The following is a 23273-nucleotide window of genomic DNA, read 5'->3' as shown; positions in this document are numbered from 1 at the left end:
CGGCTGTGCGTTCCACTACCGTCCGGAGCTGTGCCCGACGACCCACCGGCCGTGCGTGCCTCCGACGCGGACCGGGAGGCGGTGCTCTCCCGGCTGCAGACGGCCCTGGGCGAGGGGCGTATCGACCTTGACGAGTTCGGCCAGCGGGCCGAGGCCGCCTACGCCGCGGTGACCCGCGCCGAGCTGGACCTCCTGGTTTCCGACCTGCCCCCGAACGCCCCGCCACCGGTCGAGATCGTCGGCACGCGCACGCCGGAGGAGATGACCAGCGTCTTCGGCGACATCACCCTGACCAGCCGTTCGACGCCGCCCCGGCGCGTGGGCACGGTGTTCGGCGACATCCGGATCGACCTGCGCGGCGTGCGCACCGGCGCTGATCGCGTCGACCTGTACCTCAGCACCGTCTTCGGCGACATCGACGTGATCGTGGCCGAGGGGGTGGACGCCGAGCTGCAGGGTCGGACGGTGCTCGGCGACCGGAAGGTCGAGCTGGCGCCCGTGCAGCGACTGGCCGGCACGCCGCTCGTCGTCGTCCACGCGAGGGCGGTCCTGGGAGATCTCCGGCTGCGCAGCCTGGCGCCGGGGGACTCGCCCAGTCGCTGGGGCGCGTTGCTGGCGCGCCTCGCCCAGCGAAGGCAGCCGCCGCCCTCGCCACCGCTGACCGGGGCGCCGGTTCCTCCGTCGCAGCTCTAGTCCCGACCGCCGATCAGTTCTCGTCGTTGCGGTCGAAGGGCACCGCGGAGTAGGCGCGCAGCTTCTCCAGCGAGTGCAGGCTCTCGATCGAGCGGATCGTGCCCGACCGCGAGCGCATCACCAACGACTGCGTCGTGCAGCCGCCGGCGCTGTAGCGGACACCGCGCAGCAGCTCGCCGTCGGTGATGCCCGTGGCGACGAAGAAGACGTCGCCGGACACCAGGTCGTCGATGTGCAGCACCCGGTCGAGGTCGTGGCCGGCGTCCAGGGCCTTCTGCCGCTCCTGGTCGTCCTTGGGCCAGAGCTTGCCCTGCAGCGCGCCCCCCATGCACTTGAGCGCGCAGGCGGCGATGATCCCTTCGGGCGTGCCACCGATGCCCAGCAACAGGTCGACCCCGGTGCCCTCCCGGGCTGCGGCGATCGCACCCGCGACGTCGCCGTCGGTGATGAACTTGATCCGCGCGCCGGCCTCGCGGACCTCCTGCACCAACTGGTCGTGGCGCGGGCGGTCGAGGATGCAGACGGTGACGTCACCGGGCGAGCTCTTCTTCGCCTTGGCGATGCGCCGGATGTTCTCGGCGACGGGGACGGTGATGTCCACGACGTCGGCGGCCGCGGGCCCGGTCGCCAGCTTCTCCATGTAGAAGACCGCCGACGGGTCGTACATCGCGCCGCGGTCGGCCACCGCCATGACGGCGATGGCGTTGGGCATGCCCTTCGCCATGAGGGTGGTGCCGTCGACGGGGTCGACGGCGACGTCGCACTCCGGCCCCTGGCCGTCGCCGACCTGCTCGCCGTTGTAGAGCATCGGGGCCTCGTCCTTCTCGCCCTCCCCGATGACGACGACGCCCTTCATGCTCACCGTGCCGATGAGCGCCCGCATGGCGTCGACGGCGGCGCCGTCGCCTCCGTTCTTGTCACCCCGGCCCACCCAGCGGCCGGCGGCCATGGCCCCCGCCTCGGTGACCCGGACCAGCTCCAGGGCCAGATTGCGATCCGGTGCGGGCCGGTCGGTGCTGAAGCCGCGCCTCGCGGGGACGGGGCCTTCGGGAAGGGGCAGCGACACGGGACCTCCTGATCGGCCCACCGACGCTGGTGGGGTGGCTGCCCCGGCGACCGGACGCTCCTGCCGGGTGGACCCCTGCGGGAGGCCGTCCGGACGACGGGCGGCGGAGTGGGAGAGCTTCCCTGCGATCCTAGGGGCATGACCGGAGTCGGCCCGACGAGCGAGCACGCACCCCGCCCTGCCGAGGAGCCTCCGCCCACGGTGTCGCCGGCGATCGAGCGGGCCAACCGGCTCAGCGCGGCCAACATGATGCGGTCGCTGCTGCCGTTGGTCGTGATCTGCCTGCTCCTCGTGGGGTGGCAGGCATTCCGCGCGGGCCCGGACGTCGGCGTGCGGACGGTCGACCCGTCGTCGACGGTGCAGTTCGCTGCAGCCCGTGCCGGCTACCAGGTGCCGGTGCCGACCGGCCTGGACGAGGGGTACCGGCCGACCAGCGCGCGCACCGACGCCGGCGACGCGCGGGAGGGCGACGCGGTCACCCTCGAGATCGGGTACCTGACGCCGTCGGAGGAGTTCGCCGGGTTCGTCGTCAGCGACGACCGGGGTGCCGATCCCGTGGCCGCCGTGCTGGACGGGGCCCAGGCCCGGGGAACGGTGGACGTCGGTGGCCAGCGCTGGACCCGCTCGACGACCGTGGACGGCGAGACGGCGCTGAGCCGGGAGGCCGACGGCGTGACGGTGCTGGTGACCGGCTCGGCGCCCGACGAGGAGCTGCGGACCGTCGCGGAGTCGGTGCGGCCCTACTCCGGCTGATCGCCGGGCGCCGCGGCGGCGAGCCGCTCGCGGGCGCGGTCGAGCCAGTGCTGGCAGAGGGTGGCCAGCTCCTCGCCGCGCTCCCAGAGCGACAGCGAGTCCTCCAGCGTCAGGCCACCGGCCTCCAGCCGGCGGACGACGTCGGCGAGCTCCTCGCGGGCCTGTTCGTAGGTGGTCGTCGGCTCGGCGTTCGCCGGAGTGCTCATGGTCTCCTCGGTTCGCTTCCGCGGAGCGCTCCGCTCCTCGGTTCTTCCTCGCTGCGCTGCTCAGCCACCTGTCGACTCACGACGCTCATCCTCCCCGTTCGCCGACCGGTCGACGCGCACGGGCAGCCGGCCGCCGGCCACCCGCACCCGCAGCAGCTCGCCGTCGGCCACCGCGGACGGGTCGCGGACCAGGGAGCCGTCGGCCTTCTGGACGACGGCGTAGCCCCGGTCCAGCGTCGCCGCGGGGGAGAGGGCGGCCACCCGGGCGCGGGCGTGCTCGAGGTCGCGCTCGGCTCCTTCGACCCGGTGCACCAGCGTGCGGCGGGCGCGGGTCCGTAGCGAGAGGACGTCCTCCTCCCGACCGTGGAGCAGGCGATCGGGCGAGGCGAGCACCGGGCGGGTGCGCATCGACTCCAGCCACCGTTCCTGCTGCTCGAGGCGGCCGGTGAGCACCTGGCGCGCGCGGGACCGCAGGCCGTCGACGAGCCGGCGCTGCTCGCCGATCTCGGGCACCACGCGATGGGCGGCGTCGGTCGGCGTGGCGGCGCGGACGTCGGCGACGTGGTCGACCAGCGTCGTGTCGGTCTCGTGGCCGACGGCGGTGACCACGGGCGTGCGGGTCGCGGCGATGGCGCGGACCAGGCCCTCGTCGGAGAAGGGCAGGAGGTCCTCCACCGAGCCGCCGCCGCGGGCGATCACGATGACCTCGACGGCGGGGTCGGCGTCGAGGCGCCGCAGCCCCTCCATGACGTTGGCCGCCGCCTGCGGGCCCTGGACGGCGCAGTTGTGCATCGCGAACCGCACCGCCGGCCACCGCCGGCGGGCGGTGACCAGGACGTCGCGTTCGGCGGCGCTGTCCCGGCCGGTGATGACGCCGACCACGGCGGGGGCGAAGGGGAGCGGGCGTTTGCGGGCGGCGTCGAAGAGGCCCTCGGCGGCCAGCAGACGGCGGATCCGCTCGATGCGGGCCAGCAGCTCACCGAGGCCGACGGCGCGGATCTCGGTGGCGCGCAGCGAGAAGGAGCCACGCGCGACGTAGTAGTCGGGGCGGGCGCGGACGATCACGCGGGCGCCCTCGGTGAGCTCCAGTCCGGGACGCTCCGCGACGTCGCGGTGGCAGGTGACCGGCACGGAGAGGTCGGCGGCCGGGTCGCGGAGGGTCAGGAACACCGTCGCCGCGCCGCCGCGGCGGGACAGCTGGGCGACCTGCCCCTCGACCCAGACCTCACCGAGGCGCCCGATCCAGTCGGCGATCTTGCGCGCCACCGTGCGGACCGGCCAGGGCGCCTCGGGTGAGGAAGGGGGGGTCACGCCCCCGAGCGTGCCACCTGCCCCCGACGGCTCAGACGCCCCGCGGGGTCAGCGGGCTGGACTCGATCGCCTGCTCCTCCAGCTTCTCCAGGCGGTTGCGGAGCATGCGGAGGTAGGGATCGCGGGCCCGGGTCGCCTCCTCGTAGGCGATGAGGTCCTGCACGGTGCTGAGCGCGTAGCCGCGCAGCCGGCCGCGCAGCTGGGCGATCGAGAAGCTGTCGTAGCCGTCGACCGGCGCGGCGCCGACGACCTGGGAGCCGGAGAGCTCGCTGCCACCCCCGGCATCGTCGGTGGGCGCTGCGGACGTCTCGCCGATCGCGTCGACCGCCGCCCCCTCGGCGATGGCGGCGTCCTCCTCGGAGGTGTCGCTCTCGCCGACGTCGGTGCGGACACCGGTGGCGGCGGCGACGGTGGAGCCGCTCTCGTCGGTGGCCGTCGCCGGGCCGGCGTTGGTGTCCGTGGCGGCGGTGTCGGTCGCGGCGGTGTCGGTGCCGGCGGTGTCGGTGCCGGCGTCCGTGGTGGCCACGGTGTCGTCGTCGGCGGCCGGGGTCGCCGGAGCCTCGGGGGCCGCGATGCCCTCGTCGGTGACGGTGGCGTCCACGGTGGCGACCTCACCCTCGGGGGTCAGGACGTCGACGGAGGTGGACACGTCCGCGGCCGGTTCGACGTCGACCGCGCCGTCGGTGACGAGGGACAGCGAGGGCGCCGTCTCCTCGAGCGTGGGGGCCTGGTCCACGAGTTCGTCGATGGCGATCTCGTCGAGGATCTCCTCGATGGCGGGAGCCTCCTCGACGAGCTCCTGGATCGACTGCTGACCGGTCTCGACCTGGTCGGCGAGCTCGTCGACGACGGCGGTGACGGCGTCGGCGGCCGGGTCGGCGGGCAGTGCCTCGACCTCGGCGTCGGTGATGGCGTCGTCGGCAGCGGGCCTGTCGCCGGCGCGGTCGAAGGCGGAGTCGCGGAAGCCGTCGGCCGACGCGGACGTGGGCTCGTCGTCGAACGTGGCCAGTCCGGGCTCGCTCTCGCCGCGCAGGCCGGTGAACAGCTCGTCGCCGCGGGCCACCAGCCCGGCGTACTGCTGCTGCACCTTCATCGCCTGCTGCATCGCCAGCCCGAGGAGGCGCACCGGGAGGCCCGGGAGCGTCTCGGGCAGCCTGCGTGCCTCGTCCAGGACGGTGGCAGCAAGACCGGCGACAGCGCGGACAACCTCAGGGATCTCTCTGGCCATGGGCACAGCGTGCCCCACAAGTCCCGGCCCGACACGCGATGTGTGCAGATCCACCCGGAGGCCGGTCGTGTCCCGTTCCACCCCGCGGAACCGGGCCGCCCGCGTCGGCCCGCCTACCATGGGTGCATGGCTGATCAGCGCGGACGTGTCCTGCTGGCCGATCCCCGGGGATACTGCGCCGGCGTCGACCGGGCGGTCGTGGCCGTCGAGCGGGCTCTGGAGATCCACGGCGCCCCGGTGTACGTCCGCAAGCAGATCGTCCACAACAAGCACGTCGTGGCCACGCTGGAGCGGCGCGGGGCCATCTTCGTCGACGAGACCGACGAGGTCCCCGAGGGCTCGGTCGTCGTCTTCAGCGCGCACGGGGTCTCCCCGGCGGTGCACGAGCAGGCGGCCGCGCGGCAGCTGCGCACCATCGACGCGACGTGTCCGCTGGTCACGAAGGTGCACCAGGAGGCGAAGCGGTTCGCACGGGACGACTTCGACATCCTGCTGATCGGTCACCGCGGTCACGAGGAGGTCGAGGGCACCGCCGGTGAGGCCCCGGCCCACATCCAGCTCGTCGACGGCGCCGAGGACGTCGCCACCGTGCAGGTGCGCGATCCCGAGAAGGTCGTGTGGCTGTCCCAGACCACGCTCTCGGTCGACGAGACCCTCGCCACTGTCGACCAGCTGAAGAACCGGTTCCCCGGTCTGCAGTCCCCGCCCAGCGACGACATCTGCTACGCCACGCAGAACCGCCAGCAGGCCGTGAAGCAGATGGCGGGGGAGTGCGACCTGGTGCTGGTGGTCGGCTCCACGAACTCGTCGAACTCGGTGCGCCTGGTCGAGGTGGCCCTCGAGGCCGGAGCCCGCGACTCGCACCTGGTCGACTTCGCCTCCGAGATCGACCCCGCCTGGCTGGAGGGCGTGGGCACCGTCGGCGTCACGAGCGGGGCGTCGGTCCCCGAGATCCTCGTCAGCGAGGTGCTCGACTGGCTCGCCGAGCGCGGCTACCCGGACGTCGAGACGGTGAAGGCGGCCGAGGAGCGTCTGGTCTTCGCCCTGCCGCACGAGCTGCGTCGCGCCGAGCGCGCCGCGCAGGCCGCCGGCGACTGACCGCTCCTCAGCCGGTCGTCCCGTCGCGGGTCTCCTCCTCCTCGTAGGCCGGCTCGGCCGGGCGAAGGGTGCGCACCGTGGCCTCCAGCGGCTCGGGGGTGGGCACCGGGGTCTCGGCGATGCCCAGCTCGTCGAACCGGCGGGCCGCGGTCAGCACCGAGCGCTCGTAGGAGCCCACGGTTTCGTTGAAGCGGGTCATCGTCGCGCCGAGGGCGGATCCGAGCCGGGTGAGGTGGCCCGAGAGGGTGCCCAGACGCGCGTGCAGCCGTCGGCCCACCTCCAGCACCTGGTCGGCGTCGCGGGCCAACCGCTCCTGGCGCCACGAGTAGGCGACCGTGCGCAGGAGGGCCAGCAGGGTGCTCGGGGTGGCGAGTACGACGTCGCGGGAGAACCCGTACTCCAGCAGCCCCGGCTCGGCCTCCAGTGCGGTCATGAGGAACCCGTCGGAGGGCACGAAGAGCACGGTGAACGGTGCCGCCGGACGGAACGCGGTCGGGTAGCGGCGGGCGGCCAGCGCGTCCACGTGCGTGCGCAGCTGTCGGGCGTGCATCGCCACCCGCTGGACCCGGACCGACTCCTCGGTCGCCTGCACCGCCTCGATGTACCCGGTGAACGGGACCTTGGCGTCGACGATCACCTGACGGCCGTCGGCGAGGGTGACGACCAGGTCGGGCCGGACGCCGGCCCCCTCGTCGTTGGTGCCCGCGGGCTGCTTGACGAAGTCGCAGTGCTCGACCAGCCCGGCGACCTCCACGACCCGGCGCAGCTGCACCTCGCCCCAGCGGCCGCGGACGTGCGGGGTCCGGAGTGCGGTGACCAGTGCCGCCGTCTCGTGCTTGAGCTGGGCCGAGGCGTGCCCGACGGTGCCCATCTGCTCGCGCAGCTCACCGTGGGCGGTGGCCCGGGCGCGCTCCATGCCGGCCAGCAGCCGGTGCAGGTGGTCCAGCGACTCGTGGACCGGTTCGAGCCCGGCGTCCTCGGGGCGGCGCCGCGCGAGCAGTGTCACCACGCCGAGGGTGATGGCGGTGGCCAGCAGTGCACCGAGGAGGAGACCGGTGAGCAGGGAAGCGGCGTCCATGCCCGAGACCCTGCCCGACGCCGGTGACATTTCCCGGGAGGCCCATGGCTCCCCTGCAGGGTGCCCCGGCGAGCGTGCGAGTAGCGGGGTCCTTGCTCAGGCCGCGACCGGAGCGTGTGCCGCCTCGTGGTCGAGCAGCGAGCGCTTGACCGGCGTCCCCCAGCGGAAGCCGCCGAGTCCGCCGTCGGAACCGAGCACCCGGTGGCACGGGACGAACAGCGCCGCGGCGTTGCGGGCGCAGGCGTTGGCCGCCGCCCGCACCGCAGCCGGTCGCCCGCACCGCGCGGCGAAGGCGGCGTAGGTGTCCGGCCGCCCCGCGGGAACGGTCCGGAGGACCTCCCAGGCCTCCTGCAGGAAGGGGCCGGAGCGCTGGCGGACGACGACGCCGTCGATCGCGTCGACCCCGCCGGCGAAGAACTCCTCGACCACGTCGAGCACCGGCAACCGGTCCACGTGCTCGCTGCCGGCCGGGCGCAGCGAACGGTGCACCACCGACAGGAGGTCGGCGACGTCGGCGGTCCAGCCGCTGGCGATGACGACGTCCTGCCCGTCCGCGTCGGTGTCCACCACGACCGTGAACGGGCCGGGCGGGGTGGGAACGGTGGCGTGGCGGGCGAGCGTGGGGACGGTCATCAGGCGCTCCTCGGGAGGGCGGGTTCGCGGGTGGGAGGTGTGGCCGTGCCGGGACGGGGTGTGCCCGGGCGGGGAAGGGGTGTGGCCGGGCGCGTGAAGAGAGAAGGCACCGCGAGCGCCCACAGGTGGAGGACGGCGTAGGAGCGCCACGGCCGCCAGCGGCCGGCCGCCTCGGCGTCGGAGCTGCCGAGGCCGGCGAGCGACCTCCGCAGCGCCAGGTCGCCGGGCAGCCACACATCGGGATCGGCCAGACCGCGCAGGCCGACGAGTGCCGCCGTCCAGGGGCCGATGCCCGGCACGGCGAGCATCGCCCGGCCCGCCTCCTCCCGGTCGGCGCCCGGGTCGAGGGCGATGTCACCGGCGGCGAGGCCGGCCGCCAGCGCGGCGACGGTCCGCCGCCGGGCGCCGGTCAGACCGACGGCGGTCAGGTCGGCGTCGGCGAGGACGGCGGCCCGGGGGAAGGCGTGGGTGAGCGTGCCGACCGGCTCGGCCAGCGGCGTCCCGGCCGCGAGCAGCCGGGAGGTGAGCGTCCGCGCGCCGGCGACCGAGACCTGCTGGCCCAGGACGGCGCGGATCGCCAGCTCGTCGGCGTCGGGGGATGCCGGGACCCGGCGGCCGGGGGCACCGGCGACGAGCGGGGCGAGAGCGGGGTCGGCACCGAGGACGTCGTCGACCGCCGCCGGATCGGCGTCCAGGTCGAGCATCCGCCGGCACCGGGTGACGACCGCACCGAGGTCGCGCAGCTCCGCCAGCCGCAGTCGAGCGGTGACCGCCGCTCCGCCGTCGGGAGCCGGGGAGAGCTGCACGACCGCCGGTCCGTGGGGCAGGTCGAGCACGCGGGAGAACGTCGTCCCGTCCCACTCCTCGAGGCCGGGGACGGCGTGCGCGCCGAGGAAGAGCAGCACCTCGGCCGCCTCGTAGGGGGCGCGGGCGGCCAGCCGCAGGGTCAGCCAGCCCGGTGCCCCGCCGGTGGTGCCGGGCTTGGTGCGGCGCAGGGCGGTCGGGGTGGTCGCGAACACCTCGCGGACGGTGGCGTTGAACTGTCGGATGCTGGCGAACCCGGCCGCGAACGCCACGTCGGCCATGGGCAGGTCGGTGGTCTCGATGAGGATGCGTGCCGTCTGTGCCCGCTGGGCCCGGGCCAGTGCCAGTGGCCCCACGCCCAGCTCGGCGACGAGCAGCCGGTGCAGCTGTCGTTCGGAGTAGCCGAGCCGGGCGGCGAGGCCGGGCACGCCGGAGCGCTCGACCTCGCCGTCGGCGATGAGCCGCATGGCGCGGGCGACGACGTCGGCGCGGACGTCCCACTCGGGCGACCCGGGGACGGCGTCGGGGCGGCACCGGCGGCAGGCGCGGAAGCCGGCGCCCTGGGCGGCGGCCGCGGTCGTGAAGAAGGAGACGTTACGGGCCAGCGGTGTGCGGGCCGGGCAGGACGGGCGGCAGTAGATGCCGGTCGTGTGGACGGCGGTGAAGAACCAGCCGTCGAAGCGGGCGTCGCGGCCGGTCACCGCGCGGTAGCAGCGCTCGGCGTCCAGAGGCGGGCTCACGACGACGAGCATGCCAGCGGCGGACGACGATGACTGGCGGTTTCCGGACATCGCCGTGGAGCCCCCTGCGGCCCTTGTGGCCACCATGGCCGCCCGGAGGATCAGCGGGAGGCGTCGAGGATCAGGACGCCGATGCCGTCGAGCAGCCGCTCCAGGCCGAACTCGAAGGACCGTTCCGGGGCGTGAGCAGTTTGACGGTCCTTGCCGGCCACGGGCCCGACGCGGGCGGCGGTCGGAAAGCGCTCGACGTCGAAGAACCGCGCAGCGTGCGGTGCCATCGCCGTCCACCACCGGTCTTCGGTGATCCCGGCCGCCTGCTCGGCGGTCGCCCGTTCCTGGACGCCGCTGACCGTGCCCCGGACGAAGCCGTTGAGCAGTTCCACGAGCAGGCCCATCTGCACGTCGGAGAGCCCGAGGCCGTCGACCGTGCGCAGTTCCAGTTCGTACTTCCGCATGAGGTGCGGCCCCAGGGGCGGCCGTCCGGCGGCGAGGTGTACCGCCCACGGGTGGCGGAGGAAGAGTGCCCGGTTCTCGCGGGCGACGGCCTCCAGGCGAGCCCGCCAGCTCCCCGTCGGCGGCCTGTCGGGGTAGAGCTCGCCGAGGACGGAGTCCAGCATCAGGTCGACGAGTTCCCCCTTGCCCGGCACGTGGCCGTAGAGGGTCATCGCGGCCGTTCCGAGGTCGGCGGCCACCCTGCGCATCGAGACGGCGGAGAGACCTTCGGCGTCGGCGACGGTCACCGCTGCGGCCACGATCCGGTCGACGTCGAGCGCTGACTTCGGGCCGGGCCGGCGGTCCGAGGTCGCTGCGGTGCGCCAGAGCAGCGCCATGCTGCGGGCGGGATCGCCGGTGCCGGTGAACTCGGTGGCCATGTGCCTCACCCCTGCCGAGCACTTCTCCGTATGGCGTACGTTCCCGACGGCGCGAATGACGTACGACGTACGGACATGGGCGTTGTGGCTGGTCGGACGCAATCTACGGGCCATGGAAGCCCCGGGTCGCCGCCGGCGAACGACCTCCGGGACGTGTCGCCGGGGCATCCCCGAGCGGCAGCTCGAACATCGTTGCGCAGGGGCCGCGGCTGGTCGGCGAGGCCTACCCGGCCGCCGTGCAGTGGCCGTGGAGCTGGTCCCCGGCAGCGACTGCCCCGGGTGCCGAAGCGGCTGGCTGCACCGGTGACCCGGCCGACGGACGACGGAGTCGGCCCCGCTCGGACGGACGCCGCTGCTGTCTGTCGTCGGGCATCACTGGATGCTCAGGACCTCTGTCAAGGGCGAGCAGCAATCTGTGCACAAGCGTCTGAGCTGCGGCTTTGTAGCGTCAGTCGTCCTTCGCCCGGTACACTTCGAACACCTGATCGATTACGCGGGAGGTGTCGTGGACGAGTTGGAGTCGGTCCTCGATGCCCTGGCCGCGGAGGATCTGGACGGGCTGGTCGCGCCGCTGTTGCTCGATCGGACCGCATCACTGGTGCGGGCGGCGAACCGGATCGCGGCGGAGCTGACCCGCACGGTGCGCCGGGCCGATCTGGTGCAGGCCGCCGAGCACGACGGCCTCACGTCGATGAAGTCCTGGCTGCGCAGCCACGTGCGACTGTCGGCCGGTGAGATCGCCCGGCTGGTCCGCAACGGCCGCGTACTGGACCAGTTGCCGGCGCTGCGGGCGGCATTCGTATCGGGGTCGGTGACCGCCGAGCAGGTCGCCGTCGTCGCACCGGTCGCCGCCGTCGACGTGCAGGCCCTGGCGGTCGGGCAGGGCGTGGACCTCGCCGAAGTCGACGCCACGTTTGCCGAGGTGGCGGCGACCCAGCCGCACGCGCGGTTGGCCCGCGTGGTGCACCACTACCTGGCCCGGCTCGATCCCGACGGCCCCGAACCGGATCCGACCGACGGCCGCTCGCTGGTGATCGCGCGGCTGCTGGACGGCCGGGTGACCGGCCGGTTCGAACTCGACGCCGTGGGTGGGGAGAAGGTCCAGGCGGCGCTGGAGGCCATCGTGCAGGCCGACCGGCCGGCCGGGGACCTGCGCACCCGCGCCCAGCAGCTGGGCGACGGGCTGGTGCAGCTGGCCGACAACGCCCTGGCCTGCGGCGACCTGCCGGTGCTGCGCACGGCGAAGCCGCAGCTGATCGTCACCATCCCGCTGGAGGACCTGGTCGATCCGTCCACCGGCCCGGGTGTCGCGGTCACCGGCTTCGGGGCGACGCTGTCGGCGGCGCGGGCCCGGTGGGCGGCCTGCGACGGGACGGTCACCCGCATCGTGCTCGACCCCGACGGGCAGCCGCTCGATGTGGGCCGCAGCAAGCGGGTGGTGCCTCCACATCTGCGCCGGGCGGTCGAGCAGCGGGACCGGCACTGCGTGTTCGCCGGCTGCCAGGCACCCAGCCACTGGTGCGACGTGCACCACCTGCTGCACTGGATCCACGGCGGCGACACCTCGCTGGAGAATTCAGCTCTCCTCTGCGAGCGCCACCACACGAAGGTGCACCACGGCTTCCGGGTCGAGCGCCCACCCGACGGCCGATGGCGCACCTACCGCCCCGACGACACCGAGATTCTCCTGGCCGAACCGCTCCTGCCGGTCGGCTGACCTCCGCCGACCGTCGGTCAGCGTCGTCGCTGAACCCGACGGCCCGAGGCGCCTCGACCCCGCTCCTGGGTGCCTCCGGAGATCACACGGTCTCGGGTACCCGCAGATGGGCGAGCGCGAGGTCGAATTCCGCGACCTCGAGGATCTCCATCCCCATCCGCTGGGTGAACTCCTCGCGCAGGGTCGTGAACTGGTCGCGGGTGTGCGCCATCGCCTCCCGGGTCTCGAACACGACGCAGGAGGCGCACAGTCCGTCCCGGCGGTCGATCAGCAGGCTGTTGCTGCAGAAGCCGTCCGACTGCTCCCACCACGGCATGAGGCTCTGCCGGTAGGCGTCGATGACGGCGTCGAGGTTCCGGGGATCCGTGGCGGTCCATGTCACCCGCGCGCACGCGCCGTCCCCGACGCGGTGTGCCCGGTGCAGGACGGCGATCTCCCACTCCCGGACCTCCGGGGTCGTGCCGAACCGCTCGGCCGCGCGTTCGCGGGACTCGCGCACCGACGGGCCGCTGCTGTGCATCGCCTCCTCGGTCTCCCATGCACTGGTCGTGATGCAGCGGCCGGTGTCGCGGTCGACGAGCAGCGAGAGACCGACGGAGCCGTCCAGCGCGGCCACCATCGGCATGAGTTCGTCGCGAGCCAGGGCGACGAGCTCGTCGACGTGCTGCGGGCCGACACGCACGGTGGTGGTTCGGGCGTACATGCCACCACTCCTTCCACGGTGACGGCGACGCCCCTGCGGCCTCGCCGCAGGGCCACTCTCTCGCCTTCCCGGAGCCCGGGCAACGGCCGTCGCCGGCACGGTCCCGGAACGGTCCGGCGATGGCTACCGTGGGTCCGGGAGGCGGTCGCGATGACGTCTGACATCAGCCTGGAGGACAGGTACACGGTCCCCGGTCGGCACTGGCACCGGCTGGACGACGGTCGCGTGCAGTGCGATGTCTGCCCGCGGGAGTGCCGGCTGCACGAAGGGCAACGGGGCCTGTGTTTCGTGCGCGGGCGGGTGGCCGACCAGGTGGTGCTCACGACCTACGGCCGGTCGAGCGGGTTCTGCGTGGACCCGATCGAGAAGAAGCCGCTCAACCACTTCCTGCCCGGCAGCTCGGTGCTGTCGTTCGGCACCGCCGGCTGCAACCTCGCCTGCAAGTTCTGCCAGAACTGGGACATCTCGAAGTCACGGGAGATCGACCGGCTGACCGACAAGGCGGGTCCGGACGACATAGCCGAGGCCGCCGCGCGGCTCGGCTGCCGCAGCGTGGCGATGACCTACAACGACCCGGTGATCTTCCTCGAGTACGCGGTCGACGTCGCCGACGCGTGCCGGGCGCGGGGGATCAGATCGGTCGCGGTCACCGCCGGCTACGTGGGGGACGCCGCCCGGCGGGAACTGTTCTCGCAGGTTGACGCCGCCAACGTCGACCTCAAGGCGTTCACCGAGGACTTCTACCGACGCGTCGCGGCCGGGCATCTGCAGCCGGTGCTCGACACCCTGCTGCACCTGCGGCACGAGACCGATGTGTGGTTCGAGATCACCACACTCCTCATCCCCGGGCACAACGACTCCGACGCGGAGATCGACGCGGAGTGCGCCTGGATCGCCGCCAATCTCGGGAACGACGTCCCGCTGCACTTCACCGCGTTCCACCCCGACTACAAGATGCGCGACGTCCCACCCACTCCGCCGGCGACGCTGACGCGCGCCCGGCGGATCGCCCTGCGGCACGGGCTGCGGTTCGTCTACACCGGCAACGTCCACGACGCCGAGGGCGGCCGCACCACCTGCCCCGGCTGCGGGGAGGTCGTCGTGGATCGGGACTGGTACGTCATCGGCCGCTACCGGCTCACCGACGACGGCCGCTGCCTGTCCTGCGGCGCCGCCGTCCCCGGCCGTTACGACGGCCCGCTCGGCCGGTGGGGAGCCCGGCGGCTTCCGGTGTCGGTGGCGCGGAGCGCCGACTGACCGCGCGCCTCCGTCCGGCCGCGGTGGCCGGCTCCTTCTATCCCGCCGACGCCTCGGAACTCGCCGGTCTGGTCGACGGGCTCCTGGCCGACGTCCGCACCGAGCGGGGCGCTGCCGGCCCGGTCGCCGCCGTCGCACCGCACGCCGGCTACCGGTACTCCGGAGCGGTCGCCGCCCACACCTACGCACACCTCGCCCCCTGGCGCTCCGAGATCGCCCGCGTCGTCCTGCTCGGGCCGGCGCACCTGGTGCCCCTGGCCGGGATGGCGGTGCCGGGCGTGGATGCCTTCGCCACCCCGCTGGGTCCCGTTCCGATCGACGCCGACGCCCGGGTGGCGGTCACCGGGATGCCCAGCGTCGTGGTCGACGACCATCCACACCGCGGCGAGCACTCCCTGGAGACCCAGCTGCCGTTCCTCCAGCGGGCGCTGGGCCCCGACGTCCGGGTGCTCCCCGTGGCGGTGGGAGACACGGCGCCCGCGGCCGTCGCAGCGGTGCTGTCCACCCTGGCATCTGCCGGCGGCACCGTCGCCGTCGTCTCCACCGATCTCAGCCACTACCTGGACCAGCGGACGGCCCGGGAACGGGACGCCCGCACTGCGGCCGCGATCCTGCATCGGGATGCCGCGGCCATCCGGCCCGAGGACGCCTGCGGTCACCGGGCGCTGCGCGGTCTGGTCCACCACGTCGCCGAGCACCGGATGGACGTCGAGCTGCTGCGCCTGGCCACCTCCGCCGACAGCGGTGCCGATCCCCGTCGCGTCGTCGGGTACGGGGCCTTCCTGGTGCACGAGGGCAGCGCGGGCGGCACGAACTGACTGCACCTGCGAGTCGGTTCACGGGCGCCCCGCTCACGGACCGTGCGCGAGGCAGCCCGACGGCGACCAGCGGTGGCCGCTTGTGCGACGCCTAGGCTGGACGGTGACGAGCGAGCTCGCGGGCTCGCCCACAGACACAGCAGCGCGGCGATCGTGGACGACGAGCGCCAGCGAGGAGAACACGTGAGCCTCACCATCGGGATCGTCGGCCTGCCCAACGTCGGCAAGTCGACCCTCTTCAACGCCCTGACCAAGAACGACGTCCTCGCGGCGAACTACCCGTTCGCGACGATCGAGCCGAACGTCGGCGTGGTGGGCGTGCCCGACCCGCGGCTGGAGGAGCTCGCGGAGATCTTCGGCTCGCAGAAGATCATCCCGGCGACGGTGTCCTTCGTGGACATCGCCGGCATCGTCCGCGGCGCCAGCGAGGGTGCGGGGCTGGGCAACAAGTTCCTGGCCAACATCCGCGAGAGCGACGCGATCTGCCAGGTGATCCGGGTGTTCACCGACCCTGACGTCGTGCACGTGGACGGCAAGGTCAGCCCGGCTGACGACATCGAGACGATCAACACCGAGCTGCTCCTGGCCGACCTGCAGACGCTGGAGAAGGCGATCCCGCGGCTGGAGAAGGAGACGCGCAAGGACAAGGAGCGCGCCGCCCTGCACGCTGCCGCCGTCGAGGCGCAGAAGGTGCTCAACGAGGGGAAGACCCTGTTCGCGGCCGGCATCGACCCCGCGCCGTTGCGCGAGCTGGGCCTGATGACCACCAAGCCGTTCCTCTACGTCTTCAACGTCGACGAGGAGGAGCTGGGCAACGAGGAGCTGATCGCCGAGCTGCGCGGGATGGTCGCCCCCGCGGAGGCGATCCTCATGGACGCGAAGATCGAGTCCGAGCTGGCCGAGCTGCCCGCCGAGGAGGCCGCCGAGCTGCTGGCCGGCATCGGCCAGGACGAGCCGGGACTCGACCAGCTCGCCCGCGTCGGCTTCGCCACGCTCGGGCTGCAGACCTACCTGACCGCCGGCCCCAAGGAGGCGCGCGCCTGGACCATTCCGGTCGGTGCCACCGCCCCGCAGGCCGCCGGTGTCATCCACACCGACTTCCAGCGCGGCTTCATCAAGGCCGAGATCGTGTCCTTCGACCAGCTCGTCGAGGCCGGTTCCATGGCCGAGGCGAAGGCCAGAGGCTGGGTGCGCATGGAGGGCAAGGAGTACGTCATGGCCGACGGCGACGTCGTGGAGTTCCGCTTCAACGTGTGAAACGGATTGTCCCGCAGGTCAGCGCCCTGCAAGGGCGCTTCAGTCCACACGATCGGGGAGCAAGGTCTGCCCGGCGCCCGGGTGCGGCTCCCGGCACTCGGCCAGGTGGCCGTACGTGCTCAGCGGGACGCTCCCGGGTCGGGGACGACGAGGTCACGCACCGGGCGCGCCTGCGAGCTCCGGACGCGACGCCCGAACGGGTCGCCCACCTGCACGAACGCTGCGAGCGCAGCTCTCCCGGTCGGGGACACCCTGGTGTGGCCGGTCCCGGTCAAGACGGAGATCGAGTCGTGGTGAGGCTGCCCGCGGGGGCTGTTCGCGCAGTTCAACCGCCCTGTGCGACCCCGGCGCGGGACTAGGCTCCGCACGTGGTGGAGGTGCCGCCGCTGGTCGGCCGCGACGATGAGCGGGCGCGACTGGTCGCGGCGCTGACGCGGTGCCGATCCGGCGGTGGCGGGCTCCTCCTGGTCAGCGGAGAGGCGGGGGTGGGCAAGAGCCGGCTCGTCCGCGACGCGCTGTCCGGCTGGGACGGCTGCCGCCTGTCCGCGACGGCCGTGGCCGGCGCCCGCGCCTACGCCCCGCTGACCGGCATCGTGCGGGAGCAGACCCCGGCATCGCGCGGCGACGAGCGGGACGTCGGACACGAGGATCCTGCCCGGGCCGTGCTGTACGCCCTCCGCGCGATCGCGCGGCGGGCGCCGACCGTGGTGGTGCTGGAGGATCTGCACCTGGCGGATGCGGCCACGATCGACATGCTGCCCGCCGTCGCCGAGACCCTGGAGTGCGAGCCGCTCCTGCTGCTGGGGATCTACCGCAGCGACGAACTGCCCCGCGGCCACGCGATCCGCGCCCTGCGTAGCCGGCTGCGCCGCACCGGCCGGTTGGTCGACATCGCCCTCCGGCCCCTGACCGGCGAGCAGACCGGCGAACTCCTCGCCTCCTTGCTGGGCGCACCGCCGTCCCCACGGCTGCTCGCTGCCGTGCACGACCGCGCGGAGGGACTTCCGTTCTTCATCGAGGAGCTGGCCGCCGCTCTGCGCGACGCCGGCCGCCTCGTCGAGCGGTCCGGCACCCTCGGCCTCACCGACGGCGCCGCGCTGCCGCTGCCGGAGAGCGTGCTGGACGCCGTCCTGGCCCGGACCGGGCGGCTGCGCCAGGAGCACGGGGCCGCAGTGGAACTCGCCGCGACGCTGGGCGTGCGCGTCGACCTGTCCCCCCTCGCCGACCTGGCGGGGCCGGCGGAGGTCGACGCCCTGATCGAGGCCGGCCTGCTCCTGGAGGCCGACGCCGAGAGCGCCGTCTTCCGGCACGGCCTCGTCCAAGAGGCGCTGCACCGCAGCATCCCGTGGGCGCGGCGGCGCAGCCACCACCACCGGGTCGCCGAGCTCCTGGCGAGCCGGGGTGCCGCCCCGGCGGTCGTCGCCGAGCACTGGATCGCTGCCCATGCACCGGAGAAGGCGCGGCCGCTGCTGCTGACCGCCGCGAAGGAGTACTGCGCGGCGCACGCCTACCGCGACGCCGCCGCCCTGGCCGGGCGGGCGCTGGGGCTGTGGCCCGAGGGTGAGGATCCGGCCGGCCGGCTGACCGTTCTGGAGGCACTGGCCGACTGCGCCGAGCTGAGCGGCGAGCTCACCGTGGCCGCCCGGACCTGGGTCGACGTTGCACACCGGCGCCGCGCGTGCGGTGACCTGGCGGGCGCGGGGACGGCGCACCGCAGGGCCGCCAACGCCGCCGAGCTGCTCGGCGACCTGCCCCGGACGGCCGCGGAGCGCCTGGCCGCCGCGGAGGCGTTCACGGTCGCCGGCGCCCTCGGGGAGGCGGCGGTGGAACGGCTCGCGCTGGCCGGGCAGTACAAGGCGGCCGGGCGCCTGACGGATGCGCTGGAGCAGGCGGTGGCGGCCACCGAGGCCGCCACCCTGGCCGGGCGCCGCGACCTCCACGGGCATGCCCTGGCGCTGCAAGGAGCGGTGCGTGCGGCGCTCGGGCAGGGACGGCGCGGCGTGGAGTTGGCCCGGTCGGGACTGGAACTGGCGCTGTCCGAGCAGCTGGCCGAGACCGCTGGGGAGACCTGCTACGAGCTGGGCGAGGCGCTGGAGTACGCCGCCGACTACGCGGCGGCCGTCGAGGCCTACGAGTCGGCCTTCGAGCTCTGCCGGTCCCACGGCCTCGGCGACCTGGCCACGATCTGCTTCGTCTGCATGTCGCCGGCGGCCCGGCTGATGGGCGACTGGGACCGCACGCTCAGCATCTGCGCCGAGGTGCTCGCCGACGAGGGAACCACGGTGTTGGCCCGACGGGTCGCTGAGGAGGAGTCCGGCCTCATCACCGCCCTGCGCGGGGACCGGCGCCGGGCACGGGGACCGCTGCGACGGGCCGCTGAGTTCGGGCAGGCCAGCGGCATCTTCGGCCTGGAGGTGGGCGCCCGATGGGGACTGGCTCTCGTCGCCGAACTCGACGAGGACGACGCTGTGGCGCGGTCCGCGGTCGCCACCCTGCTGGACCGCTGCCGCACCACGGAGGAGAGCCACTACGCGCTGCCGGCCCTGCGCTGGGCGGCGAGCTTCCTCGGCGAGCGCGACGACGCCGACGGCGTGTCCGCCTGCCATCGGGTCGTGGCCACGCTGGCCACGCGCAACGGATCTCCCAAGGTGCTCTCCGCCCTGGCCCACGCAGGGGCGGAGCTGGCGGTGACCGACGGCGACGGCGCTCAGGCCGCCGCCCAGTTCGCTCGCTCCGTGGAGCTGCTGAGCGGCATCACCGCGCCGTACGAGCGGGCCCACACCCAGTGGCGCTGGGGCCAGGTCTGCGCGGCGGCCGGGGACCGGGACGCCACGATCGCCACGCTGACCAGCGCCTACCGCACGGCCCGCCGGCTGACCGCCAGGCCGCTCGCCCGCCGCTGTGCCACCGTGCTGGCCGAGGCCGGCGAGCAGGTGGACCCGCGGCTCGGCCGCCTCGCCGCCCGCGCCCTGGACTCGGCCGGGCTCACCCGGCGCGAGCAGGAGGTGCTGCGCCACCTGGCCGGCGGCAGGACCAACCGTGAGATCGCCGCCGAGCTGTTCCTGAGCACCCGCACCGTCGACATGCACGTGCGCAACGTGTTCACCAAGCTCGACTGCTCGTCGCGGACCATCGCCGTCCGCCGCGCCACCACGCTGGGCCTGCTGCCCGCCGACGGCTGATCACGGCGAGAACACGGCAACCCTCCGGCGAAAACCCGGTAGCACCGCGGATCCTGACGCCCCCACCCCGATCCGATGATCACCTCCTCAGCAGGTTCGACACCCGTCGCGAGGAGGAGCCATGCCCAGCACCGTCGCCGAGCTCGTCAGCCGAGCCAAGGCCAAGGCCGAGAACCTGACCCCGGAACAGGTGGCCCGGGAGGCCGCCCGGGGAGCTCTCCTGGTCGACCTGCGCGAGCCGGCCGAGCTGGAGCGTGACGGCATGATCCACGGGGCGATCCACGCACCGCGCGGGATGCTCGAGTTCTACGCCGACCCCGGCAGTCCCTACCACCGCGACGAACTCGACCCGAGCCGCCGCGTGATCCTCTACTGCGCTTCCGGGGGCCGCTCCGCCATGGGCGCCGCGACGCTCGCCGAACTCGGCTACACCGACGTGGCGCACCTCGACGGCGGCATCAAGGCCTGGCAGACCGACGGTCGCCCCGTCGTCCCGCCGGACGCCTGACAAGCCCCTCAGCGCTCCAGTGATGACCAACGTCGCTCGATCATGCGCACATCGTTCCGCTTCGATGTCTGGCGAACTGAGCGCATGTGGGCTGGTCAGCGGCTCATCGAGGTGCTTGCGGCTTCAGGGACAGCGGTCCGGACCACGACGGGGTCACGCGCGGATGGCCCTCAGGCCGCAGTCGCTGTAGTAGCGGCGGGTGCGCGTGGCGATCGGCAGGGGCGCGTCGGCGGGGGCGGGGTACATGTCGTGCTCCACGATCGCCATCAGCGGGACGCCGAGGGCGTTGAGGTCCGCGAGCAGCGGGGGCATGTCCGGTTCCCCGTGGGCCGGTTCGACCATCGCGCCGTTCTTCACGGCGTCGGCGAACGACATCCCCTCGGCGCGGACCCGCCGCAGGACGTCGGGGTCGACGGACTTGAGGTGGACGTAGCCGATGCGGTCGGGGTGCTCGGCGACGATGGCACGGTTGTCGCCGCCGGCGTAGGCCACGTGCCCGGTGTCCAGGCACAGGGAGACCGTGGCCGGGTCGGTGCGCTCGAGGAAGCCCGTGATGCGGTCCTCGGTGTCGACGTGGGCGTCGGCGTGGGGGTGGAACATCTGCCGGACCCCGTACTCCTCCTGCAGGACGCGCCCGAGTTGGAAGTGGCCGTCGCCGAGCGCCGTCCACTGCTCGGCGGTGAGCTCGGCGGGCTCGAGGAGTTCACCGGTGTAGAGGTCGGTGTACATCGCCGGGAGGGTGATCAGGTAGCGGGCGTCCATCGCGGCGAGCAGCCGGGCAATCTGCCCGCACTCGGCCAGGGCCTCGGCGAGGGCGTCGGCGCCGTGGTGCAGGTGGGTGCCGGCGGTGGCGCCGGTCAGCGTGAGACCGCGGCGGCCGAGTTCGTCGCGCAGCTGCTCGGGGTGGTTGGGCAGGTAGCCGAACGGCCCGAGCTCGACGGCGGTGTATCCGGCGGCCGCGGCTTCGTCGAGGAACCGGTGCCAGGGCACCTGCTGGGGGTCGTCGGGGAACCAGACGCCCCAGGAGTCCGGGGCCGTGCCCAGCTGCAGGTTGTCCAGGGCCGGTGCGGTCGGCTCGGACACAGCTGCTGCTGGCCGACCGGCTGCCGACCGCGGTCATCGCCAGCAACGACCTGTCCGCCATCGGTCTGCTCGACCCCATGCTGCGAGCGGGCGTGCGGGTGCCGGAGGACCTGTCCGTCGTCGGCTACGACGACTCACGGTTCGCCCGGCTGCCCGGCATCGACCTCATCTCGGTCCGACAGGACATAGCGCAGATGGCCGAGCTCGCGGTCCGCGCCGTCGTCGAGCGGCTGGACCTCCCACCGCGGGAACCCAAGGACGTCGCCCTGCCACCGCAGCTCGTCGTCCGCGGCACGACGTCCCCGCCCCGCACACGGTCGCAGGGCCCAGCACGTGCCTGAGCGGATGCCGCTGACGTGGGCGGAGCGATGTCCCGAGGGCCGCTCGGGACACCTGACGGCTCCAGACCCCGTCTGCCGTCGCTCGGCTCAGGACCCGGGACCGTCCCGCTGGACCTCGGGTCCAGGGATCTCCTCCACGGTCACCGGCGTGGGTGCAGCCGGCCCGAAGACCCTCGCGGCGGCCGTGATCGTGCCCTTCAGGACGTACTGCATGTAGTTCGCGGCGGCCATGGGCCCGATGCCGAAGGGCAACAGCCCGGCCAGGAGTGGCGGGCCGACCGCCAGCGCCCATGCCCGGAGGATCTCCGACTGCGAGGCGGCGATCTCCTGCCGCTCCTTCGCCGTCAAGGCCGCCAGGGCGTCGTACGAAGCGGCCTTTCCCAGCAGCGACGCGTGGGGTCCCAGGATGGCCTCGGGACGGATCCGCCCGGTCCTGTCGAGCGTGACCGCTCCCTCCGTGAGGACCAGGAGGACGGCGATGCGCGTCAGTTCAGGGTCGGTGAGGTCTCTCTCGTAGAGCAGTCCGACCTTGATCGCCGCACTCACCGCCTCCTTCAGGACCTCCCTCAACGCGACGGGGACCGCGGCAGCCGAGATCGCCGTTCCATAACCCGGGAGGATCGAGGGCAGGGAGTAGGAGACCGCTCGCGCCGCCCTGATCCGGTTTCCCCGCGTCACCTGGTTGACCAGGTCCCCCGGCGCGACCAGGGGCTTGCCCGCACGGACCTTGTCGACGACTTTCTGGGCCTCCTCGAGGGAGGGCTGGAGAGTGCGGTTGATCAGCGCCATCGCACGCTCGACGGTCGCCTCGATGTCGAACTCCGGCTTCGGGAGGTTGAAACCGCCGGTCATGTCGGTCTCCTGTCCGTTCGCGACTCCTGCAGGATGTCAGCTGGCCACTCCGGACGGGGACCGGAAGAGGCGGAGTCAGCCGGCGGTCTTCGCGCGTTCGCCGCGGAGGGACTGGAACACGCGGCGGCGCAGCCGGTCGGCGACGTTCTCGGGGAGGCGGACGAACTGCATGGCCAGCAGCCATTGAGCGCCCCGGATCGAGGTCCACACGAGCTCGCCGTGCAGGTGGATGAGGGGCGTCGTCGAGCGTCAGGGTGAGCTGGGACCCGGTGCCGGGTTCGAGCGGCACGCCCCATCCGTCCATCAGGGCACGCATCCCGCTCTCGCTGAGGTCCACCGTCGTGCCGGTCATCTGAGCCCCGGCCCACGGGATCTGGACAGGCACCTCGACGCGCGCGCGCACGGCCTTGCGCCGTTGACTGCGTTCGGCGGGGCCGTCGACCGCGATGTGCCAGCGGGGGTCGACGCCGTCCTCGACCTCCAGGACGGTGCCCGCGAGGGTCCACTCCTCATGCCCCCCGATCCAGTACAGCTCGGCGGGGTCGTCCGTCTCGACCGCGCCCGCCCCCCATTCGGACCGCCCGAGCGCCGGCCTGACCACGACGAGTTCGCGCGTCGCCACCTCCACGCAGGCCGTGACGGTGATCCCGCGGGAGACCAGCGTGACGTCGGCCGACGCACTCACCCTGGGTCGGTCGAGGTCCCCCGCTCCCTGGCCTCGTCGTCCAGCTCGTGGGTCGCGAGGCCGACCCGGGCCGCCACGTCCATGGCGCGGCGCTCGTCGACGTGGTCCTGCGTCGATCAGGCCACGACGGCGGCGCGGCATGGCTGCAGCGGCCTCGGGTAGTGCGGAGGAATGAGGACAGGAAGTCGCATCGGGTCGCTGCTCGTGCTGGTCTGGCTCGTCATCGGCGCGATCGCGGCTGCACAGCGTGGGTACTTCAGCGGCGGCGACACCAGCTGTGCCAGTGCTGCCACGATCGCCGTGACCATCCTCGCGGGCCCGCTCAACTACGTCGGCGTCAACCCTCAGATCGAGTGCGAGCTCCCGCAGCCGAGCCAGTAGCGCCGTT

Annotated in this window: 23 protein-coding genes and 1 pseudogene; 11 read left to right on the top strand and 13 right to left on the bottom strand. The window is 73.5% G+C overall.

All coding sequences use genetic code 11. From position 1 onward, the window contains the following. Positions 1 to 30: 30 nt before the first annotated feature. Positions 31 to 693: a DUF1707 SHOCT-like domain-containing protein gene (locus tag CHB94_RS15170; RefSeq protein ID WP_254920672.1), complete on the top strand. Its 663-nt coding sequence runs from the start codon at positions 31 to 33 to the stop codon at positions 691 to 693. A gap of 13 nt (positions 694 to 706) precedes the next feature. Here CHB94_RS15170 and glpX read toward each other — a convergent pair whose 3' ends face one another. After that, complete coding sequence (gene glpX / locus CHB94_RS15165) at positions 707 to 1759, bottom strand: class II fructose-bisphosphatase (protein ID WP_217899320.1); 1053 nt, start codon at positions 1757 to 1759, stop codon at positions 707 to 709. 138 nt (positions 1760 to 1897) lie between these two features. Here glpX and CHB94_RS15160 point away from each other — a divergent pair, with 138 nt between their 5' ends. After that, positions 1898 to 2512 (top strand): DUF4245 domain-containing protein, encoded by a 615-nt coding sequence (locus tag CHB94_RS15160; RefSeq protein ID WP_089337391.1) that lies wholly within the window; start codon positions 1898 to 1900, stop codon positions 2510 to 2512. Here the strand turns inward: CHB94_RS15160 and CHB94_RS15155 are convergent. From CHB94_RS15155 to CHB94_RS15145, 3 genes are read right to left on the bottom strand one after another with little or no spacing between them, the layout of a single operon-like run. Continuing rightward, positions 2500 to 2718 carry an exodeoxyribonuclease VII small subunit gene (locus tag CHB94_RS15155; RefSeq protein ID WP_089337390.1) on the bottom strand — a complete coding sequence of 73 codons (219 nt, stop codon included), beginning with the start codon at positions 2716 to 2718 and terminating at the stop codon, positions 2500 to 2502. The two genes, CHB94_RS15160 and CHB94_RS15155, sit on opposite strands and share 13 nt — an antisense overlap. Positions 2719 to 2778: 60 nt before the next feature. Next, entirely contained in the window at positions 2779 to 4029 is a 1251-nt protein-coding gene (gene xseA, locus CHB94_RS15150) for an exodeoxyribonuclease VII large subunit (protein ID WP_089337389.1), read from the bottom strand. 31 nt (positions 4030 to 4060) lie between these two features. Beyond that, a complete protein-coding gene (locus tag CHB94_RS15145; RefSeq protein WP_141137515.1) occupies positions 4061 to 5257 on the bottom strand; it encodes a hypothetical protein in 1197 nt (398 codons plus the stop codon). Positions 5258 to 5383: 126 nt separating this feature from the next. Here CHB94_RS15145 and CHB94_RS15140 point away from each other — a divergent pair, with 126 nt between their 5' ends. Then, positions 5384 to 6355 carry a 4-hydroxy-3-methylbut-2-enyl diphosphate reductase gene (locus CHB94_RS15140; protein WP_089337416.1) on the top strand — a complete coding sequence of 324 codons (972 nt, stop codon included), beginning with the start codon at positions 5384 to 5386 and terminating at the stop codon, positions 6353 to 6355. A gap of 7 nt (positions 6356 to 6362) precedes the next feature. On the opposite strand, the gene CHB94_RS15135 is transcribed toward CHB94_RS15140, so the two are convergent. The 4 genes from CHB94_RS15135 to CHB94_RS15120 all read right to left on the bottom strand — a co-directional run bounded on the left by CHB94_RS15135 (position 6363) and on the right by CHB94_RS15120 (position 10482). Then, the gene (locus CHB94_RS15135) at positions 6363 to 7433 is read right to left on the bottom strand and encodes a DNA recombination protein RmuC (RefSeq protein ID WP_089337387.1); all 1071 of its coding nucleotides are present in this window, start codon (positions 7431 to 7433) and stop codon (positions 6363 to 6365) included. Positions 7434 to 7529: 96 nt separating this feature from the next. Next, entirely contained in the window at positions 7530 to 8066 is a 537-nt protein-coding gene (locus tag CHB94_RS15130; protein WP_089337386.1) for a methylated-DNA--[protein]-cysteine S-methyltransferase, read from the bottom strand. Then, on the bottom strand, positions 8066 to 9610 hold the full coding sequence (locus CHB94_RS15125; RefSeq protein WP_254920671.1) for an AlkA N-terminal domain-containing protein: 1545 nt from the start codon (positions 9608 to 9610) through the stop codon (positions 8066 to 8068). The genes CHB94_RS15130 and CHB94_RS15125 overlap by 1 nt, the downstream gene beginning before the upstream one ends. Before the next feature lie 101 nt (positions 9611 to 9711). Then, positions 9712 to 10482, bottom strand: a complete 771-nt coding sequence (locus CHB94_RS15120; protein WP_089337384.1) for a TetR/AcrR family transcriptional regulator — start codon at positions 10480 to 10482, stop codon at positions 9712 to 9714. 505 nt (positions 10483 to 10987) lie between these two features. Between CHB94_RS15120 and CHB94_RS15115 the strand changes: the two genes are divergently transcribed. Then, on the top strand, positions 10988 to 12199 hold the full coding sequence (locus tag CHB94_RS15115) for an HNH endonuclease (protein ID WP_089337383.1): 1212 nt from the start codon (positions 10988 to 10990) through the stop codon (positions 12197 to 12199). Positions 12200 to 12281: 82 nt separating this feature from the next. Here CHB94_RS15115 and CHB94_RS15110 read toward each other — a convergent pair whose 3' ends face one another. Then, the gene (locus CHB94_RS15110) at positions 12282 to 12902 is read right to left on the bottom strand and encodes an antibiotic biosynthesis monooxygenase family protein (protein ID WP_089337382.1); all 621 of its coding nucleotides are present in this window, start codon (positions 12900 to 12902) and stop codon (positions 12282 to 12284) included. A 150-nt stretch (positions 12903 to 13052) separates the two neighbouring features. Between CHB94_RS15110 and amrS the strand changes: the two genes are divergently transcribed. The 5 genes from amrS to CHB94_RS15085 all read left to right on the top strand — a co-directional run bounded on the left by amrS (position 13053) and on the right by CHB94_RS15085 (position 19924). Then, positions 13053 to 14159 carry an AmmeMemoRadiSam system radical SAM enzyme gene (gene amrS, locus CHB94_RS15105; RefSeq protein ID WP_089337381.1) on the top strand — a complete coding sequence of 369 codons (1107 nt, stop codon included), beginning with the start codon at positions 13053 to 13055 and terminating at the stop codon, positions 14157 to 14159. Further along, positions 14111 to 14977 carry an AmmeMemoRadiSam system protein B gene (amrB, locus tag CHB94_RS15100; RefSeq protein ID WP_176445576.1) on the top strand — a complete coding sequence of 289 codons (867 nt, stop codon included), beginning with the start codon at positions 14111 to 14113 and terminating at the stop codon, positions 14975 to 14977. Before amrS ends, amrB begins: the two co-directional genes overlap by 49 nt. 183 nt (positions 14978 to 15160) lie before the next feature. Further along, positions 15161 to 16234 carry a redox-regulated ATPase YchF gene (ychF, locus tag CHB94_RS15095; RefSeq protein ID WP_089337379.1) on the top strand — a complete coding sequence of 358 codons (1074 nt, stop codon included), beginning with the start codon at positions 15161 to 15163 and terminating at the stop codon, positions 16232 to 16234. A 368-nt stretch (positions 16235 to 16602) separates the two neighbouring features. Continuing rightward, a complete protein-coding gene (locus tag CHB94_RS15090) occupies positions 16603 to 19416 on the top strand; it encodes a helix-turn-helix transcriptional regulator (RefSeq protein ID WP_089337378.1) in 2814 nt (937 codons plus the stop codon). Between the two features lie 121 nt (positions 19417 to 19537). Beyond that, the gene (locus CHB94_RS15085) at positions 19538 to 19924 is read left to right on the top strand and encodes a rhodanese-like domain-containing protein (protein ID WP_089337377.1); all 387 of its coding nucleotides are present in this window, start codon (positions 19538 to 19540) and stop codon (positions 19922 to 19924) included. Between the two features lie 153 nt (positions 19925 to 20077). Here CHB94_RS15085 and CHB94_RS15080 read toward each other — a convergent pair whose 3' ends face one another. After that, a complete protein-coding gene (locus CHB94_RS15080; RefSeq protein WP_217899319.1) occupies positions 20078 to 21007 on the bottom strand; it encodes a TIM barrel protein in 930 nt (309 codons plus the stop codon). Between CHB94_RS15080 and CHB94_RS15075 the strand changes: the two genes are divergently transcribed. Continuing rightward, positions 20989 to 21348 (top strand): substrate-binding domain-containing protein, encoded by a 360-nt coding sequence (locus tag CHB94_RS15075; RefSeq protein ID WP_217899318.1) that lies wholly within the window; start codon positions 20989 to 20991, stop codon positions 21346 to 21348. The genes CHB94_RS15080 and CHB94_RS15075 overlap by 19 nt on opposite strands. A gap of 87 nt (positions 21349 to 21435) precedes the next feature. Here the strand turns inward: CHB94_RS15075 and CHB94_RS15070 are convergent, their stop codons facing one another. From CHB94_RS15070 to CHB94_RS26755, 3 genes and pseudogenes are all read right to left on the bottom strand, one after another. Then, positions 21436 to 22200 carry a hypothetical protein gene (locus tag CHB94_RS15070; RefSeq protein ID WP_089337375.1) on the bottom strand — a complete coding sequence of 255 codons (765 nt, stop codon included), beginning with the start codon at positions 22198 to 22200 and terminating at the stop codon, positions 21436 to 21438. Positions 22201 to 22275: 75 nt separating this feature from the next. Then, a complete protein-coding gene (locus tag CHB94_RS26210; RefSeq protein WP_254920670.1) occupies positions 22276 to 22410 on the bottom strand; it encodes a hypothetical protein in 135 nt (44 codons plus the stop codon). Between the two features lie 55 nt (positions 22411 to 22465). Further along, a pseudogene (locus CHB94_RS26755) lies at positions 22466 to 23026 on the bottom strand (PilZ domain-containing protein); the annotation flags it as partial. Positions 23027 to 23056: 30 nt separating this feature from the next. Between CHB94_RS26755 and CHB94_RS15060 the strand changes: the two are divergent. Further along, positions 23057 to 23266, top strand: coding sequence for a hypothetical protein (locus CHB94_RS15060; protein WP_089337374.1), 210 nt, complete (start codon positions 23057 to 23059; stop codon positions 23264 to 23266). Positions 23267 to 23273: the final 7 nt, after the last annotated feature.

It is taken from the genome of Blastococcus mobilis (genome assembly GCF_900188025.1).
In the GTDB taxonomy this organism is placed as follows: Bacteria; Actinomycetota; Actinomycetes; order Mycobacteriales; family Geodermatophilaceae; genus Blastococcus_B; species Blastococcus_B mobilis.
The sequence above is the reverse complement of the archived record's forward strand: the minus strand, read 5'-3'. Positions and strand labels throughout refer to the sequence as shown.

Coding starts and splice junctions, on each gene's coding strand:
- CHB94_RS15060 (WP_089337374.1), top strand. CDS start 23,057: ATGAGGACAGGAAGTCGCATCGGGTCGCTGCTCGTGCTGGTCTGGCTC.
- CHB94_RS15155 (WP_089337390.1), bottom strand. CDS start 2,718: ATGAGCACTCCGGCGAACGCCGAGCCGACGACCACCTACGAACAGGCC.
- CHB94_RS15145 (WP_141137515.1), bottom strand. CDS start 5,257: ATGGCCAGAGAGATCCCTGAGGTTGTCCGCGCTGTCGCCGGTCTTGCT.
- CHB94_RS15070 (WP_089337375.1), bottom strand. CDS start 22,200: ATGACCGGCGGTTTCAACCTCCCGAAGCCGGAGTTCGACATCGAGGCG.
- CHB94_RS15120 (WP_089337384.1), bottom strand. CDS start 10,482: ATGGCCACCGAGTTCACCGGCACCGGCGATCCCGCCCGCAGCATGGCG.
- amrS (WP_089337381.1), top strand. CDS start 13,053: ATGACGTCTGACATCAGCCTGGAGGACAGGTACACGGTCCCCGGTCGG.
- CHB94_RS15140 (WP_089337416.1), top strand. CDS start 5,384: ATGGCTGATCAGCGCGGACGTGTCCTGCTGGCCGATCCCCGGGGATAC.
- CHB94_RS15135 (WP_089337387.1), bottom strand. CDS start 7,433: ATGGACGCCGCTTCCCTGCTCACCGGTCTCCTCCTCGGTGCACTGCTG.
- CHB94_RS15085 (WP_089337377.1), top strand. CDS start 19,538: ATGCCCAGCACCGTCGCCGAGCTCGTCAGCCGAGCCAAGGCCAAGGCC.
- CHB94_RS15110 (WP_089337382.1), bottom strand. CDS start 12,902: ATGTACGCCCGAACCACCACCGTGCGTGTCGGCCCGCAGCACGTCGAC.
- CHB94_RS15160 (WP_089337391.1), top strand. CDS start 1,898: ATGACCGGAGTCGGCCCGACGAGCGAGCACGCACCCCGCCCTGCCGAG.
- CHB94_RS15130 (WP_089337386.1), bottom strand. CDS start 8,066: ATGACCGTCCCCACGCTCGCCCGCCACGCCACCGTTCCCACCCCGCCC.